This window comes from Paracoccus sp. DMF (assembly GCF_004407025.1).
In the GTDB taxonomy this organism is placed as follows: Bacteria; Pseudomonadota; Alphaproteobacteria; order Rhodobacterales; family Rhodobacteraceae; genus Paracoccus; species Paracoccus aminovorans_B.
In genome coordinates this window covers 1-15,661 of sequence record NZ_SOKV02000004.1, presented here as the reverse complement: position 1 = coordinate 15,661, position 15,661 = coordinate 1, and the positions used below count along the sequence as shown (strand labels likewise).

Genomic DNA, 15,661 nt, shown 5'->3' with positions numbered 1-15,661 from the left:
TGCCGTTGCCGCCATAGAGATAGTCGTTGCCGCCGTAGCCATAGATGTAGTCGTTGCCGTCATTGCCATACATGGTATTCGCGCCGTCGGTCCCATAGAGCGTGTCATTGCCGGAACCGGAATAGATGTTTTCGAAATTCACGAAGCTTTCAAATGAGAAGTTGGTGGCGCCGGTGCCAAGGTTCACGGAGTAATTTCCGCTCCAGCTGGTGGTATTCAGCCAGTCCGTGCCAGTGCCGCCATCCAGAGTCTCGCCGCCGCCGCTGCCGGCATAGATATAATCGTTGCCGGCATCGCCGTAATATTGGCCATAGCCGCTGGAAACGATCGTGTCATTGTCGTCCCAGCCATGCACGGTATCCGTACCGGTGCCGGCGTGGATATAATCATAGCCGTCGCCGCCGGACAGATAGTCGTTGCCGGCGTCGCCGTAGATGGTGTCGTTTCCGCCCTGACCCAGGACATAGTCATTTCCCGCCAAGGCGTAGAATACCTCATTGGCCGACGTCCCGATCAGGGTGTCGTTGCCCGTTGTGCCGGTTGGCATGTCTTCCTCCTGTTCGCATGTTTGTCGCTGGGGCCTGTTCCGCCCGTGTCGAGAGAGTGCGCCCGTGCCCGTGAAGCCGGCGTGAAATATGGGCTCGGCGCTGAAATCCCTGCACATTCGGCGCGAGCCATGGGCGGGGCCGGGACGGGCAGGGGATTGCCCCCTGCCGCCTGCGCCGCTATCGCAGGCAAAAAGGGGTCCGGAACCATGAGCGTCAACACATTCGGCCGCGTCTTCACCTTCACCACCTGGGGCGAAAGCCACGGCCCGGCGCTTGGCGCCACCGTGGACGGCTGCCCGCCCGGCGTCGCGCTGGACGAGGCCTGGATCCAGCAGTTCCTGGACCGCCGCCGGCCCGGCACCTCCAAATTCACCACCCAGCGCCAGGAGCCGGACCAGGTCCGCATCCTCTCGGGCGTGTTCGAGGGCCGGACCACCGGCACGCCGATCCAGCTGATGATCGAGAACACCGACCAGCGCAGCAAGGATTACGGCGAGATCGCCCAGGCCTTCCGCCCCGGCCATGCCGATATCGCCTATCACCTGAAATACGGCATCCGCGATTATCGCGGCGGCGGACGCTCCAGCGCGCGCGAGACGGCGGCGCGCGTCGCGGCCGGGGGCGTCGCCCAGGCGGTGCTGCGCGAGCTGGCGCCGGGGCTGAAGATCACCGGCTACATGGTGCAGATGGGCACGCTGCACCTGGACCGCGCGCATTTCGACGCGACCGAGATCGGCAACAATCCGTTCTTCCTGCCCGACGCCTCGGCCGTGCCGGCCTGGGAGGATTACCTGAACGGCATCCGCAAGGCCCAGGACAGCATAGGCGCCGCGCTCGAGGTGCTGATCCAGGGCTGCCCGCCGGGCTTGGGCGCGCCGGTCTATGCCAAGCTCGACACCGACCTGGCGGCGGCGATGATGTCGATCAACGCGGTGAAGGGCGTCGAGATCGGCGAGGGCATGGCCGCCGCGGCCCTGACCGGCACCGAGAACGCCGACGAGATCCGCATGGGCAACGAAGGCCCGCGCTATCTGTCGAACCACGCCGGCGGCATCCTGGGCGGCATCTCGACCGGGCAGGACATCGTGGTCCGTTTCGCGGTGAAGCCCACGAGCTCGATCCTGACCCCGCGCCGGACCATCAACCAGAAGGGCGAGGAGATCGAGCTGATCACCAAGGGCCGGCACGACCCCTGCGTCGGCATCCGTGCCGTGCCCATCGCTGAGGCCATGGCGGCCTGCGTGATCCTGGACCATCTGCTTCTGGACCGGGCCCAGACCGGCGGCCAGCGCGGACGCATCGGCTAGGGGCGCGACCGGGTGCGCGAAGGGCAGGGGAACGCTGTTCCCCTCTTGCCCGCTGTCGCGGGCCAATTCACCCCTTGGGGTACTTTTCCAACAAAGAAGGCCGAGGCGTACAGTCCGGCCTTCTCTGTTTTTCAAATACCCCTGCGGCGGCGACGTTGTCGCAAGATTGTCACAATGTTTTCGCATAACCGTCGCATCACCGGCCTAGACAGCGCGCAGGCCAAGACGGCCCGATGAACTTCAGGAGTGATCCGATGAAACCCGCCCAACTCAGCGTTTCGGCCCTGGCCGTGATCGCCGCCACCGCCTCGGTCGCCTCGGCCCGCGACCAGATCCAGGTCGCCGGCTCGTCCACGGTGCTGCCCTATTCGACCATCGTCGCCGAAGCCTTCGGCGAGAACACCGATTTCCCGACCCCGGTGGTGGAATCGGGCGGGTCCTCGGCCGGCCTGAAGAAGTTCTGCGAGGGCGTGGGCGAGAACACCATCGACATCGCCAATTCCTCGCGCCCGATCAAGGACAGCGAGAAGGCGGCCTGCAAGGCCGCCGGCGTGACCGACATCATGGAAGTCCGCATCGGCTATGACGGCATCGTCTTTGCCAGCGACATCGCCGGCAACGACTTCCAGTTCACCGCCGCCGACTGGTTCAACGCCCTGGCCGCCGAGGTGGTCAAGGACGGCAAGGTCGTCGCGAACCCCCATACCAAGTGGAGCGAGATCCGCGCCGACCTGCCCGAGCAGGAGATCCTGGCCTTCGTGCCCGGCACCAAGCACGGCACCCGCGAGGTCTTCGAGGAGAAGGTGATCGCGGCCGGCTGCAAGGAATCCGGCGCTGCCGAGGTCTTTGCCAAGGAAAAGGGCGAGGAAGACGGCGAATCGGCCTGCATGGCGCTGCGCACCGACGGCAAGTCCGTGGACATCGACGGCGACTATACCGAGACCCTGGCCCGCATCCAGTCGGCCAAGAACGGCATCGGCGTCTTCGGCCTGTCCTTCTATGAAAACAACACCGACAAGCTGAAGGTCGCGACCATCGGCGGGATCACGCCCTCGACCGAGACCATCGCCAAGGGTGAATACCCGGTGTCGCGGCCGCTGTTCTTCTATGTCAAGAAACAGCACATCGGCGAGATCCAGGGCCTGAAGGAATTCGCCGAATTCTTCGTCTCGGACGAGATCGCCGGTCCCGAGGGCCCGCTGGCCGCCTATGGCCTGGTCGCCGACCCGGAACTGGCCACGGTGCAGAAGGCCGTCGCCGATGAAGTGACCATGGCCGAATAAGCATGCGGGCGCGGGGCAGGGTCCCGCGCCCTTTCCGTTTCCAGTCCTTTCCCAGTCACGAGGGCCTCATGCCTGTCTCCTGGACCCTGCTGATCGTGCTTGCGCTGGCACTGGCGGGCTATCTTGCCACCCGGGCGCGCGCCGTCGCCCAGACCGGCGGCGATACCCGCAAGCTGCATTCGCGGCCCAGCTATCACGGCTGGAATGCGGCGCTGCTGACCGCGCTGCCCGCCCTGTTCCTGATCGCCATCTGGCGCTTCGTCCAGCCCGCGGCGAACACCACCCTGGTCGCCGTGGCCGGGCTGGCGCTGGCCGCCCTGGGGCTGGCCCTTGCGCTTGGCCGCACCGGGCCCGCGTTCCGCGCCCGCAATGCCGTCGAAACCATGGTCAAGGGCCTGTTGATCCTGTGTTCCAGCATCGCGATCCTGACCACCGCCGGCATCGTCTTCTCGATGCTGTTCGAGACCGGGAACTTCTTCCAGCAGTATCCCTGGCAGGACTTCTTCTTCGGCACCACCTGGTCGCCGAAATTCGGCGGCGGCTCGCAGCTGGGGATCCTGCCGCTGGTCTGGGGCACGATGTATATCTCGCTGATCGCGCTGGCGGTGTCGGTGCCGATCGGGCTGTTCGCGGCGATCTACATGTCGGAATATGCCTCGCCCCGGCTGCGCAGCATCGCCAAGCCCGCGATCGAGGTGCTGGCCGGCATCCCGACCATCGTCTACGGGCTGTTCGCGCTGATCACCGTCGGGCCGCTGCTGCGCGACTATTTCGCCCAGCCGCTTGGGCTGGGGGCCTCGGGGTCTTCGGTAATGACGGCGGGGCTGGTCATGGGCATCATGCTGATTCCCTTCGTCAGCTCGCTGTCGGACGACATCATCAACGCCGTGCCGCAGAGCCTGCGCGACGGCGCGCTGGGGCTGGGCTCGACCCATTCCGAGACCATCAAGAAGGTGGTGCTGCCGGCCGCCCTGCCGGGCATCGTCGGCGCCATCCTGCTGGCCGCGTCCCGCGCCATCGGCGAGACCATGATCGTCGTCATGGGCGCCGGCGCGGCCGCGCAGATGAGCGTGAACCCCTTCGAGGCGATGACCACGATCACCGTCAAGATCGTCAGCCAGCTGACCGGCGACACCGATTTCGCCGCGCCCGAGACGCTGGTCGCCTTTGCCCTGGGCCTGACGCTGTTCGTCGTCACGCTGATCCTGAACATCATCGCCCTTTACGTCGTGCGCAAATACCGGGAGCAGTACGAATGAGCGACGCCACCTTTTCCGGCGGGCAGAAGGCCTCGCTGCTGGTCGCCGACCCGCATACCCGCAAGCGCAATGCCGCCGAATCCCGCTTTCGCGGCTATGGCCTGGCGGCGATCATCGTCTCGATGGTCATGCTGGTGGTCCTGCTGTTCACCATCTTGACCGGCGGCATCGGCGCCTTTCGCCAGACCTATCTGGAGATCCCGGTGACGCTGGACGCGGCGCAGCTCGACAAGTCCGGCACCCGCGATCCCGAAGCGATCAAGAAGGTGCTGACCCTGACCTATGGCAAGATCCTGCAGCAGGCGCTGGACAAGGCCATTGCCGACAAGGGCATCCAAGTCGCTGACCTGTCCGACAAGGACCGCGCCGGGCTGATCTCCAAGGAGGCCTCGGCCCAGCTGCGCAACCGCGTGCTGGCCGACCCCGAACTGATCGGCCAGACCGTCGAGACCCGCGTGCTGGTGAACGGCCGCGTGGACGGCTATTACAAGGGCCGCGTCAGCATGGAGAGCGCGGCGCGCGACGGCAATACCTCGCCGGCGCAGCTGCAACTGGCCGATGCGCTGAAGGCGCAGGGCATGCTGGCGACCACCTGGAACTGGTCCTTCCTGACCATGCCCGACAGTTCCGACCAGCGCCCGGAATCGGCGGGGGTCGGCATCGCCATCCTCGGCTCGCTCTACATGATGCTGGTGGTGCTGGTGCTGTCGGTGCCGATCGGGGTCGCGGCCTCGATCTATCTGGAAGAGTTCGCGCCGAAGAACCGCTGGACCGACATCATCGAGGTCAATATCTCGAACCTGGCCGCGGTGCCGTCCATCGTGTTCGGCATCCTGGGCCTGGCCGCCTTCATCAACTTCGCCGGCCTGCCGCAATCGGCGCCCATCGTCGGCGGGTTGGTGCTGACGCTGATGACGCTGCCCACCATCATCATCGCCACCCGCGCGGCGCTGAAGGCGGTGCCGCCCTCGATCCGCGACGCGGCGCTGGGGGTGGGCGCGTCCCGGATGCAGTCGGTGTTCCACCATGTCCTGCCGCTGGCGCTGCCGGGCATCCTGACCGGCACCATCATCGGCCTGGCGCAAGCCCTGGGCGAGACCGCGCCGTTGCTGCTGATCGGCATGGTGGCCTTCGTCAAGAACTTCCCCGCCGCGCCGCCGGACGGGCTGTTCGACCCCGCCTCGGCCCTGCCGGTGCAGGTCTTCAACTGGACCCAGCGCGCCGACCCCGCCTTCATGGAACGCGCCTCGGGGGCGATCATCGTCCTGCTGGTGTTCCTGCTGTGCATGAATCTTCTCGCCATCTTCCTGCGTCGCAAGTTCGAGCGTCGGTGGTAAACCCGGGACGGAGAACCGATATGAACGACATGAGAACCCTGGAGCGTGCCGTGGAGCAGACGGAAAACAAGATCTCGGCAAGGGACGTGCAGGTCTGGTACGGCGACAAGCACGCCATCAAGGACGTGAACGTCGACATCCTCGACAAGACCGTGACCGCCTTCATCGGGCCGTCGGGTTGCGGCAAGTCCACCTTTCTGCGCTGCCTGAACCGGATGAACGACACCATCGACATCAGCCGGGTCGAGGGCAAGATCATGCTGGACGGCGAGGACATCTACGACCGCCGCGTCGATCCGGTGCAGCTGCGCGCCCGCGTCGGCATGGTGTTCCAGAAGCCGAACCCGTTTCCGAAGTCGATCTTCGACAACGTGGCTTACGGCCCGCGTATCCACGGCCTTGCGCGCAACCGCGCCGAGCTGGACGAGATCGTGGAACGCTCGCTGCGCGGCGCGGCGCTGTGGAACGAGGTCAAGGACCGCCTGCAGGATCCCGGCACCGGCCTGTCCGGCGGCCAGCAGCAGCGGCTTTGCATCGCCCGCGCCGTCGCGACCCAGCCCGAGGTGCTGCTGATGGACGAGCCCTGCTCGGCGCTGGACCCCATCGCCACCGGCCAGGTCGAGGAGCTGATCGACCAGCTGCGCGCCGAATTCTCGGTGGTGATCGTGACGCATTCGATGCAGCAGGCGGCGCGCGTCAGCCAGAAGACCGCCTTCTTCCACCTCGGCAACCTGGTGGAATACGGCAGCACCGACGACATCTTCACCAATCCGCGCGACCCGCGCACCGAAAGCTATATCTCGGGCCGCATCGGCTAGGCCGGAAAGGGATCTGACATGAACAACGAACGCCACATCCTCTCGGCCTTCGACCGCGACCTGGAAACCGTGCAGGCGCTGGTCGTCAAGATGGGCGGCATGGTCGAGAGCGCCATCCACGACGCCGCCCTGGCGCTGGAAAGCCGCGACGAGGAGAAATCCGAAGAGGTCCGCCGCCGCGACAAGGCCATCGACGCGCTGGAGATGCAGATCAACGAAGAGGCCGCGCGGCTGATCGCCCTGCGCGCGCCCCGCGCCACCGACCTGCGCATGGTGCTGTCGGTGATCAAGATCTCGCATATCCTGGAGCGCGTTGGCGACTATGCCAAGAACATCGCCAAGCGCAACCACGTGCTGGCCGAGATGCCGGCGATCGAGGGCGCCGGCATGGCGCTGCGCCGCATGTCCACCACGGTCGAGGCGATGATGAAGGATGCGCTGGACAGCTATATCCAGCGCGACGTTGCCCTGGCGCAGGACGTGCGCAAGCGCGACCTGGAGGTGGACCAGATGTACAACGCGCTGTTCCGCGAGTTCCTGACCTATATGATGGAGGACCCGCGCAACATCACCGCCTGCATGCATCTGCATTTCATCGCCAAGAACATCGAGCGCATGGGCGACCATGCCACCGGCATCGCCGAGCAGGTGATCTATATCGCCACCGGCGAGCTGCCCGAGGACGCGCGTCCCAAGGGCGAAAGCGTGCCGCGGCTGGAAGGGGCGTGAGCCATGGCGCAATCGCAACCCTGCGTTCTGGTGGTCGAGGATGAGGGCGCGCAGCGCGAGGTGCTGAAATACAACCTCGAAGCCGAGGGCTTCAACGTCGTCATGGCCGAGAACGGCGACGAGGCCATGCTGCTGGTGGCCGAGGAACAGCCCGACCTGATCGTGCTCGACTGGATGCTGCCCAATGTCTCGGGCATCGAGGTCTGCCGCCGGGTCAAGGCCGACCCCTCGACGCGGGCCATCCCGATCATCATGCTCTCGGCCCGGTCCGAGGAGGTGGACCGGGTGCGCGGGTTGGAGACCGGCGCCGACGACTATGTCGTGAAGCCCTATTCGGTGGTCGAGCTGATGGCGCGGCTGCGCACCCAGCTGCGCCGCACCCGCCCGGCCTCGATGGGCGAGCGGCTGAGCTTTGCCGACATCATCCTGGATTCGTCCGAGCATCGGGTGTTCCGGGGCGGCCAGGCGCTGCACCTGGGCCCGACCGAGTTCCGGCTGCTGTCGACGCTGATGGAAAAGCCGGGCCGGGTCTGGACGCGCGAGCAATTGCTGGACCGGGTCTGGGGCCGCGACATCTATGTCGATACCCGCACCATCGACGTGCATGTCGGCCGGCTGCGCAAGGCGCTGATGGCGCATGGCGGCGACAATCCGGTGCGCACCGTGCGCGGCGCCGGCTATTCGCTGGGCTGAGGGCATCGCGAATGCAAAAAGGGCCGGCGCGCTGCCGGCCCTTTCGCATGTCGATGCGGCTGGCGTTACTGGACCAGCGGCTTGTGGTGCTGGGCGTGGCGCACGGCCAGCTTGCGGCCGGTGCGGCCCGAGGCCAGCAGGCGCGCGCCGGCGGGCTGCTCATCCTCGGCCCGGTCGCGCAGTTCCGGGAAGATCGCGAAGATTTCCTCGCGCGCGCTGGTGCCGACGGATTTGAGCGCCTCGGCGCCGGTATAGAGCGACTCGGTCTCGGCGCCATTCGACAGCACGATCTCGTGGCGGTCGAACAGGATGTGGAAATATTCCACCGATTCCACGTCATGCGCGACGTCGATGCCGTCGATCTGCAGCAATTGCTTGGCGGCGACCAGAACCTCGGCGCAACCAAACATCTTCTGCGCGATCTTCGAGCGCACCAGGATGCGGTGCTGCGGCGAGACGACCAGGTCGCGCTCGGGCAGGCCCTGGCCCAGCGCGCCGGCCGAGATGCGGATCGGGCGCAGGTTCGGGTTGACCGCCAGCGACTTCGCGCCCAGCACGCGCGAGCCGATCCAGCGCACGTCCTGCGCGCCGTGGTCGCGGGTGATGACCTTCATGCCGGCGCGCAGGTCCTCGACCGCGACGGGACCGTGCTCGGTCTGGATCAGCGTGCCGCGCGCGAAGCAGGGGAAGCAGTGCCGGTCGGTGAAGATGCCGTCATGGCACAGGTCATAGCAATGCGAGTCGCGGGGGAACTCGACCGAGACGATCGGGCGGGTGGTCAGCGCCTGCACCTCGGCCTCGGAGGCGCCATGGGGCGGCGGCATCAGGAAGGTGTTGCCGCCGGTGTCTTGCATGATGCGGACCGGGATCGACAGCGTCTCGGTGCTGCCATCGGGGTTCAGGAAGGTGACGGCGGTATTCTTGACGATGAAGGTCGAATCCACCTGATAGGTGTTCTCGTGGCCGTCGCCGTCGGCGTCGTGCCGGATGGTTTCCGAGAACTTGCCGAACAGCCCGTCATTGGTCTTGATGACATCGTCGTGGTTGCGGTCATTGGCGCTGACCTCGACCAGCTGCTTCGACAGCGGGTCGCTGTCCGAGCCGTAGCTGGTGTTGCCCAGGACCTTGCTGGCCTTTTCCGCGCCGGGGAAGAACTCGTTGGGATCCATGTCGGCCACCTTGCCGAGATAGATCATGTTTTCGCAGCCGGGGCCCGAGGGGCCGCAATGGTCGCCGCCGTGGTTGGTGGTCATCATTAACATCCTGATCAGATACGCGCCTTGGTCACAGGCGGCGTAATCGGTTACCTTGCCCGTCCGCCCGGGTAACCAGCGCATCCGTGTGCCATAGGGGCGTTCCCGGCTAAGACCGGCCGGCGGAGACTCGTTACCAGGCTGCAACACGCAACATCGGTCCACATGGTCCGACGCTTTTTCATCCAAATTGTTCACGTTCTTGGCAAGTACAAATACTGAACCGATAGTTCGGTATTACTCTGCGGCGACAGGAGGCTTATGTGATTTTTGAATTAACTTCAAAGATTTGCGTTTTTGAGAGAGCTTGGGCACCTTCAGGCCGATCCAGACACCAGAAGAGCGTTAACCATATTTAGGTTGAATGTTGTATATTTGCTGCAAGCAAGGGTGGTGCAGCGCCACGGCATGAACCGGCCTCGATCTGGCCAAGCAGGTGTTGCAGCTTCGCGGAACGAGCCTGACGGGATAGTTGCCTGCGTGGAACTGAGCTACTCGCCGATCTTTGGACAGGATCTGGCGTATTTAAACTAATCGTTGCACCTGCTGATCGGGTTGGTGCCGCAAGCAGGCTCTCCAGACGATCCCTCACCAGCGGATCGTCTGGCAGTCCTACCCTGACCGCACGGTTGCCGGTGGTTCCAGACATGCCGCTGCAGGTGCGCAGATAGAGGAATCACTGTCCGAAACTCCAGGCCCGTGACCGCCGGTCAGCCCCACCAGCAGGTTTTCTCTTCGCGCGTTTCGGGCTGTGCGGGGCTTTTCAGTCGTCGCGCAATCGCCTATCTGCGAGGGAAGCGAAGGAAGGCACCCATGGCGAAGATCACCTATATCGAGCACAACGGCACCGCCCATGAAATCGACGTGAAACCCGGCATGACCGTCATGGAGGGCGCCCGCGACAATAGCGTGCCCGGCATCGACGCGGATTGCGGCGGCGCCTGCGCCTGTTCGACCTGCCATGTCTATGTCGCGGCGGAATGGGTCGACCGCCTGCCGCCCAAGGATCCGATGGAAGAGGACATGCTGGACTTTGCCTGGCAGCCCGACCCCGAGCGCTCGCGGCTGACCTGCCAGCTCAAGGTGACGCCGGAACTGGACGGGCTGGTGGTGAACCTGCCCGAGCGGCAGATCTGAAGCCGCGGCCGCCCGGGGGCAGGGCGGTCAGGCGTTCTCTTTCACCGTGCGGTCGCGCGGGGCATTGGCGCGGATCATGTTGTCCATGAACTGCGAAAAGATGCTTTTCGCCAGATCCACCGTCGAGCGCGGGTCGTCGGCGAACCAGGGGTCGGTGGCGCGGGTCAGGAAGATCATGTTGCCGCCCTTGACGATGCAATGCAGCATCATCGTCACCACCTCGATGTCGGTGTCCTCGGCCAGCAGGCCCAGGCGCCGGGCCTCGACCAGCTTGCGGTGATAGAGGTCGCGCATCGAGCGGGTATAGCGATGCAGCGTGCTGTCGGGCTTGATCGGTCCGTTCAGCCCGGTGACCAGCAACCGGAACAGGGCCGGATTTTCCTCGGCCCAGCCCAGGTAGCTGTTGGCGATGGCGTGAAGCTGGACAAAGGGATCGCTGGTCGCCGAGGCGACCGCGCCTTCGCGCAGGGCGTCGTTCAGCAGCGTGACGGCGTGATAGATCAGCCCCTCGTGCAGTTCCTCGGTCGAACTGAACAGGGCGCGGATCTCTGCCTCGGGAATTTTGGTGATCCGGGTGAATTCACTGAGATCATCCGGCAGGGCGCCGGTGCGGTCCAGGTAATCCTGGGCCGCGAAGATCAGATTCTGATAGATGTTCCCTCGGCTTTCCATCAGCCGCTCCTGCCGGATCCTCGGGTCAGCTTAGCAGACTTCCGCCGCTGCGGAAGCCTGCAATGCATGGGAAGCGCAAGGAATTCAGCCGTCGGCGCGGGCCTGCCGCTTGCGCTCGTGCGGATCGAGGTGGCGCTTGCGCAGCCGGATGCTTTTCGGCGTGACCTCGACCAGCTCGTCATCGTCGATATAGGCGATGGCCTCCTCCAGCGACATGCGGACCGGGGGCGTCAGCCGCACCGCCTCGTCCGTGCCCGAGGCGCGGACGTTGGTCAGCTTCTTGCCCTTGAGCGGGTTCACCTCCAGGTCGTTGTCGCGGGAATGCTCGCCGATGATCATGCCTTCATAGATCTGTTCCTGCGCGCCGATGAACATCTTGCCGCGCTCTTCCAGGTTCCACAGCGCATAGGCCACCGATACGCCATTCTCCATGCTGATCAGCACGCCCTGGCGGCGGCCCTGGATCGGGCCCTTGTAGGGCGCCCAGCTGTGGAAGATCCGGTTCAAGACGCCGTTGCCGCGGGTGTCGGTCATGAACTCGCCCTGATAGCCGATCAGCCCGCGCGAAGGGACATGGGCAACGATGCGGGTCTTGCCGTGACCGGCCGGCTTCATCTCGACCAGATCGCCCTTGCGGGCGCCGGTCAGCTTGTCGATCACCGCGCCGGTATACTCGTCGTCGACGTCGATGATGGCTTCCTCGATCGGCTCATGCCGCACGCCGTCGATTTCCTGGAAGATGACGCGCGGCCGCGAGATCGACAGCTCGAAACCCTCGCGGCGCATGTTCTCGATCAGCACGCCCATCTGCAATTCGCCGCGGCCCGAGACCACGAAGGCATCGCCACCGGGGGTGTCCTCGACCTTGATCGCGACATTGGTCTCGGCCTCTTTCATCAGCCGCTCGCGGATAACGCGGGACTGCACCTTGTTGCCGTCGCGGCCGGCCAGCGGGCTGTCGTTGATGCCGAAGGTGACGCTGATCGTCGGCGGGTCGATGGGTTGGGCGGGCAGGGCGGTTTCCACCTCGAGCGCGCAAAGCGTATCGGCGACGGTCGCCTTGGACATGCCGGCGATGGTGACGATATCGCCGGCGACGGCCTCGTCGATGGCGGCCTGGGTCAGGCCGCGGAAGGCCAGCACCTTCGAGATGCGGAACTGCTCGATGCGCTCGCCGTCGCGCGACAGCGCCTTGATCGTATCGCCGGGCTTGGCGCGGCCGGCCTCGACGCGGCCGGTCAGGATGCGGCCGATGAACGGGTCGGCGCCCAGCGTGGTCGCCAGCATCTGGAACGGCTCATCCTGGCGCGCGACCTGCTTCGGCGGCTCGACATGGCGCAGCACCATGTCGAACAGCGCCGACATGTCCTTGCGCGGCCCCTCGAGCGTCTCGTCGGCCCAGCCGCCGATACCCGAGGCATAGAGATGCGGAAAGTCCAGCTGTTCGTCAGTGGCGCCGAGGTTCGCGAACAGGTCGAACACCTCGTCCAGCGCCCTGTCCGGCTCGGCGGCGGGCTTGTCGACCTTGTTCAGCACCACGATGGGGCGCAGGCCAAGCGCCAGCGCCTTGGAGGTGACGAATTTGGTCTGCGGCATCGGACCTTCGGCGGCATCGACCAGCAGGCAGACGCCATCGACCATCGACAGGATGCGCTCGACCTCGCCGCCGAAATCGGCGTGGCCGGGGGTGTCGACGATATTGATCCGGGTGCCTTTCCACTCGACCGAGGTGGCCTTGGCCAGGATGGTGATGCCGCGCTCGCGCTCGATATCGTTGCTGTCCATCGCGCGCTCGGCCACGGCCTGGTTCTCGCGGAAGCTGCCCGATTGCTTCAGCAACTGGTCGACCAGCGTGGTCTTGCCGTGGTCGACGTGAGCGATGATCGCGATATTGCGGATGTCCATGGGGCGCCTTTTTCAGAAATTGCGCCCCCGGTAACGCAGAGGGGCGCGAAAGGCCAGCGCCAATCGCAGCGGCGCTCAGCGCAGGCCCAGCATGCCCAGGATGAACAGCACCACGACGACGAGGCCGACGAGATAGATGATCGAGTTCATGGCAGTTTTCCTTTGCTCCGACGGCCGCCTCGGGAAGTCCTGCGGCCTGGTCCTGCGCCAAGCCAACACCCGGCTGCGGCGTGGAGTTCCCGGCGCAGCCCGCGTTCAGCCCTCGGAGGCGGCCAGCGATTCGATCAGCGGCCGCACGCCCGACAGGTCGTAACCCGCCCGCGCCGCCGTCTGCAGCAGGTCCGCGACCGGCTCCTGGCCGGCGCGCGCCAGCGCCCAGAGCACGGTCGAGCGGTTGCCCGAGCGGCAATAGGCCAGTTTCGGTCCGTTGAGCGCCAGCGCCTCGGCCTGGGTCGAGATCATCTCGGGCGTGATCTGGCCCGGGGTGAAGGGGTTGAAGACATAGGCGAGGCCCGCCGCCTCGGCCGCGGCGCTCATCGCGGCATGATCCATGTCGGGGCCGACCTCTTCGTCCGGGCGGTTGTTGATCAGCAGGCGAAAGCCGGCCTCGGCCAGGGCGGGCAGATCCTCGGGCAGGATCTGGGCCGAAACGGCAAGGTCGGGGGTCAGTTGGCGCAGGTCCATGCGGGATCTCCTGGGGCTTCGGTCGGGGCGGCGTGACGCGACGGATCGTCCCGTTTCGCGCTGCTGTCAAGCGCGGCGATGGATCGTCTCAGCTCAGCGCCGAGACCTCCTCGACCAGCAGCGGCAGCTGCGCGAAATCCTCGAAGCTGGCGCGGTGCTGCAACTGCTCGACCGGGGTCTTGCGATAGCCGCGGGTGAACAGCAGGAAGGGCATGCCGGCGTTGCGGGCGCATTCCTCGTCGAATTCGCTGTCGCCGACATAGACCCCGCGCGGCGCGTCGGGATTGGCACCAAGCGCCTGGAAGGCCGCGCGCAGCGGCGCCGGGTCGGGCTTGCGTTGCGGCAGGGAATCGCCGCCGACAACCGCGCCGAACAACCGGGCGATGCCGAAATGCTCCAGCACCGCCTGCGTGGGCGCCAGCGGCTTGTTGGTGCACAGCCCCAGAGGATAACCGCGATCCGCCAGAATACCCAGCGTTTCCAAGACGTTGGGGTAAAGCCGGGTCAGGCCGGTCGCCTCGTGATAGCGGGTCATGAACGAGGCGACCAGATCGCGATGCGCCTCGACCGGCAAGGTGGTCGCGCCGATGACGCGGCGCCACAGCAGATCCACGCCGCCGCCGATGAAGCCGCGGACCTGGTCCAGCGTCAGCGGCCGCACGCCATGCAGGCGCAGCACCGCGTTCACGCAGGCATGGATGTCCGGGGCGCTGTCGATCAGCGTGCCGTCAAGGTCGAAAACCACGGGGCAGGGGGCGAAGCAGACGGTCATTCATGCCTTCCATTTGATCGAGCAGCCGATCGAGGCGATCTGGTCCTGCGGACCTTGCCCGGTTTCGGCGACCTGCGCCATAGCCTCGTAGAGTTCGCGCCGGGCATCCGGGTCGCCCGGGCTGCGCCCCGAGGCATCCAGCCGGCCGCGATACTGCAATTCGCCCTTGGCATTGTAGCCAAAGAAATCCGGCGTGCATTCGGCGCCATAGGCACGCGCGACCGCCTGGGTCTCGTCATAGAGATAGGGAAAGCTGAAGCCATGCTTCAGCGCCTCGGCCTTCATCTGTTCGGGGGCATCCTGCGGGTATTCGGCAATGTCATTGGCCGAGATGGCGACGACGCCGATGCCCAGCTTCTGCAGATCGGCCGCGTCGCGCTGGATGCGATCGATGACGGCCTGCACATAGGGGCAGTGATTGCAGATGAACATGACCAGCGTGCCGCGCGGCCCGGCGATGTCGCCAAGCGCGACCATGCGGCCATCGGGGTCGGGCAGCGTGAAATCCGGCATGGGCGCGCCGAATTCGCAGACGGGAGGACGGACTGCCATGAGGTCTCCTTCCTTTGGTGGCTGGCGAATGTCTAGCACCACGCGGTCGCCAGGTGCAAAGCCGGGATTGGCGTCAGGGTCAGAGCACAGCGATTTGCTCCGAACCTCGTGATGCAGCCACCGCCAGGAGCTGATCGAGAGCATCTTTTCTGACTGCAGGATGGCGCGTCTTCAGCCCGCCTTTCCCAAGGGCATGGGCGACATGGGGTCTTTCCACTGGATTGACCCGCCCTGGGCTTGAGTCAGTGACCGGCGCAGATGCGCGGGCAGATCGATGATCGTCGCGGTGATGGCGTCGCGCACGGCCTCGGCACCATGTCCTGCGAGGGCCGGGCCGTTCCTTTGCGATCCGGTCTTCCCGTGCCCCTCCACCCGCGGCAGGTGCAACAGCAGGGTGAAGCGCGTCTTGCGTTCGACGAGCGTGCCGATCGCGGAACCGCCCAGACCGAGGATGAGGTCGCCCTCCCAATGCCCCGGAACAGCCCTGTCCGCGATCTCCGCCGGGCGGTCGCTGATCACCAGTGCCCCGGCGACGAAGGCTTTGCCCCGGTTGCGGGCGCATTTCCCTGGGCATTCGAAGCGCGCGCCCGGAGCGCAGGCAGGCCGAGAGTTCGCGTCGGAGCGCGCCACGTCCCTGAATGTAGAGCGCCTGGTAGATCGCCTCTTGGCTGATGCGCATCCCGGGGTCCTTCGGAAAGTCGATTTCAAACGC

16 protein-coding genes and 1 pseudogene are annotated in these 15,661 nt (G+C 65.7%); 8 read left to right on the top strand and 9 right to left on the bottom strand.

The genetic code is table 11. The features are described 5' to 3' along the window. The coding region (locus E3D03_RS03140) for a calcium-binding protein (protein ID WP_318013689.1) at positions 1–547 on the bottom strand (547 nt) is incomplete at its 3' end. Between the two features lie 207 nt (positions 548–754). Here E3D03_RS03140 and aroC point away from each other — a divergent pair. The 7 genes from aroC (at position 755) to phoB (ending at position 7,974) form a co-directional block, all read left to right on the top strand. Continuing rightward, entirely contained in the window at positions 755–1,855 is a 1,101-nt protein-coding gene (gene aroC / locus E3D03_RS03135) for a chorismate synthase (protein ID WP_263565775.1), read from the top strand. 254 nt (positions 1,856–2,109) lie between these two features. Then, positions 2,110–3,138: a substrate-binding domain-containing protein gene (locus E3D03_RS03130; protein WP_263565774.1), complete on the top strand. Its 1,029-nt coding sequence runs from the start codon at positions 2,110–2,112 to the stop codon at positions 3,136–3,138. A 68-nt stretch (positions 3,139–3,206) separates the two neighbouring features. Next, the gene (pstC, locus tag E3D03_RS03125; protein WP_263565773.1) at positions 3,207–4,397 is read left to right on the top strand and encodes a phosphate ABC transporter permease subunit PstC; all 1,191 of its coding nucleotides are present in this window, start codon (positions 3,207–3,209) and stop codon (positions 4,395–4,397) included. Next, on the top strand, positions 4,394–5,734 hold the full coding sequence (pstA, locus tag E3D03_RS03120) for a phosphate ABC transporter permease PstA (RefSeq protein ID WP_263565772.1): 1,341 nt from the start codon (positions 4,394–4,396) through the stop codon (positions 5,732–5,734). The genes pstC and pstA overlap by 4 nt, the downstream gene beginning before the upstream one ends. 20 nt (positions 5,735–5,754) lie before the next feature. After that, positions 5,755–6,552 (top strand): phosphate ABC transporter ATP-binding protein PstB, encoded by a 798-nt coding sequence (pstB, locus tag E3D03_RS03115; protein WP_062560586.1) that lies wholly within the window; start codon positions 5,755–5,757, stop codon positions 6,550–6,552. Between the two features lie 18 nt (positions 6,553–6,570). Beyond that, the gene (phoU, locus tag E3D03_RS03110) at positions 6,571–7,281 is read left to right on the top strand and encodes a phosphate signaling complex protein PhoU (protein ID WP_062560587.1); all 711 of its coding nucleotides are present in this window, start codon (positions 6,571–6,573) and stop codon (positions 7,279–7,281) included. A 3-nt stretch (positions 7,282–7,284) separates the two neighbouring features. Continuing rightward, positions 7,285–7,974, top strand: a complete 690-nt coding sequence (gene phoB / locus E3D03_RS03105; protein ID WP_062560588.1) for a phosphate regulon transcriptional regulator PhoB — start codon at positions 7,285–7,287, stop codon at positions 7,972–7,974. 65 nt (positions 7,975–8,039) lie between these two features. Here phoB and E3D03_RS03100 read toward each other — a convergent pair whose 3' ends face one another. Further along, positions 8,040–9,227 carry a Hint domain-containing protein gene (locus E3D03_RS03100; RefSeq protein WP_263565771.1) on the bottom strand — a complete coding sequence of 396 codons (1,188 nt, stop codon included), beginning with the start codon at positions 9,225–9,227 and terminating at the stop codon, positions 8,040–8,042. 813 nt (positions 9,228–10,040) lie between these two features. Between E3D03_RS03100 and E3D03_RS03095 the strand changes: the two genes are divergently transcribed. Continuing rightward, positions 10,041–10,364, top strand: a complete 324-nt coding sequence (locus tag E3D03_RS03095; protein ID WP_263565770.1) for a 2Fe-2S iron-sulfur cluster-binding protein — start codon at positions 10,041–10,043, stop codon at positions 10,362–10,364. A 27-nt stretch (positions 10,365–10,391) separates the two neighbouring features. Here the strand turns inward: E3D03_RS03095 and E3D03_RS03090 are convergent, their stop codons facing one another. From E3D03_RS03090 to E3D03_RS03060, 7 genes and pseudogenes are all read right to left on the bottom strand, one after another. Then, on the bottom strand, positions 10,392–11,036 hold the full coding sequence (locus tag E3D03_RS03090; protein ID WP_263565769.1) for a hypothetical protein: 645 nt from the start codon (positions 11,034–11,036) through the stop codon (positions 10,392–10,394). Between the two features lie 84 nt (positions 11,037–11,120). Then, positions 11,121–12,941, bottom strand: a complete 1,821-nt coding sequence (gene typA, locus E3D03_RS03085; RefSeq protein ID WP_263565768.1) for a translational GTPase TypA — start codon at positions 12,939–12,941, stop codon at positions 11,121–11,123. Positions 12,942–13,016: 75 nt separating this feature from the next. Further along, positions 13,017–13,157 carry a hypothetical protein gene (locus E3D03_RS03080; protein WP_263565903.1) on the bottom strand — a complete coding sequence of 47 codons (141 nt, stop codon included), beginning with the start codon at positions 13,155–13,157 and terminating at the stop codon, positions 13,017–13,019. A 39-nt stretch (positions 13,158–13,196) separates the two neighbouring features. Then, positions 13,197–13,625, bottom strand: a complete 429-nt coding sequence (locus E3D03_RS03075) for a TIGR01244 family sulfur transferase (protein WP_263565767.1) — start codon at positions 13,623–13,625, stop codon at positions 13,197–13,199. An 88-nt stretch (positions 13,626–13,713) separates the two neighbouring features. After that, positions 13,714–14,397 (bottom strand): phosphoglycolate phosphatase, encoded by a 684-nt coding sequence (gene gph / locus E3D03_RS03070; protein ID WP_263565766.1) that lies wholly within the window; start codon positions 14,395–14,397, stop codon positions 13,714–13,716. Beyond that, on the bottom strand, positions 14,398–14,949 hold the full coding sequence (locus tag E3D03_RS03065) for a thioredoxin family protein (RefSeq protein WP_263565765.1): 552 nt from the start codon (positions 14,947–14,949) through the stop codon (positions 14,398–14,400). A 228-nt stretch (positions 14,950–15,177) separates the two neighbouring features. Next, a pseudogene (locus tag E3D03_RS03060) lies at positions 15,178–15,661 on the bottom strand (transposase); the annotation flags it as partial.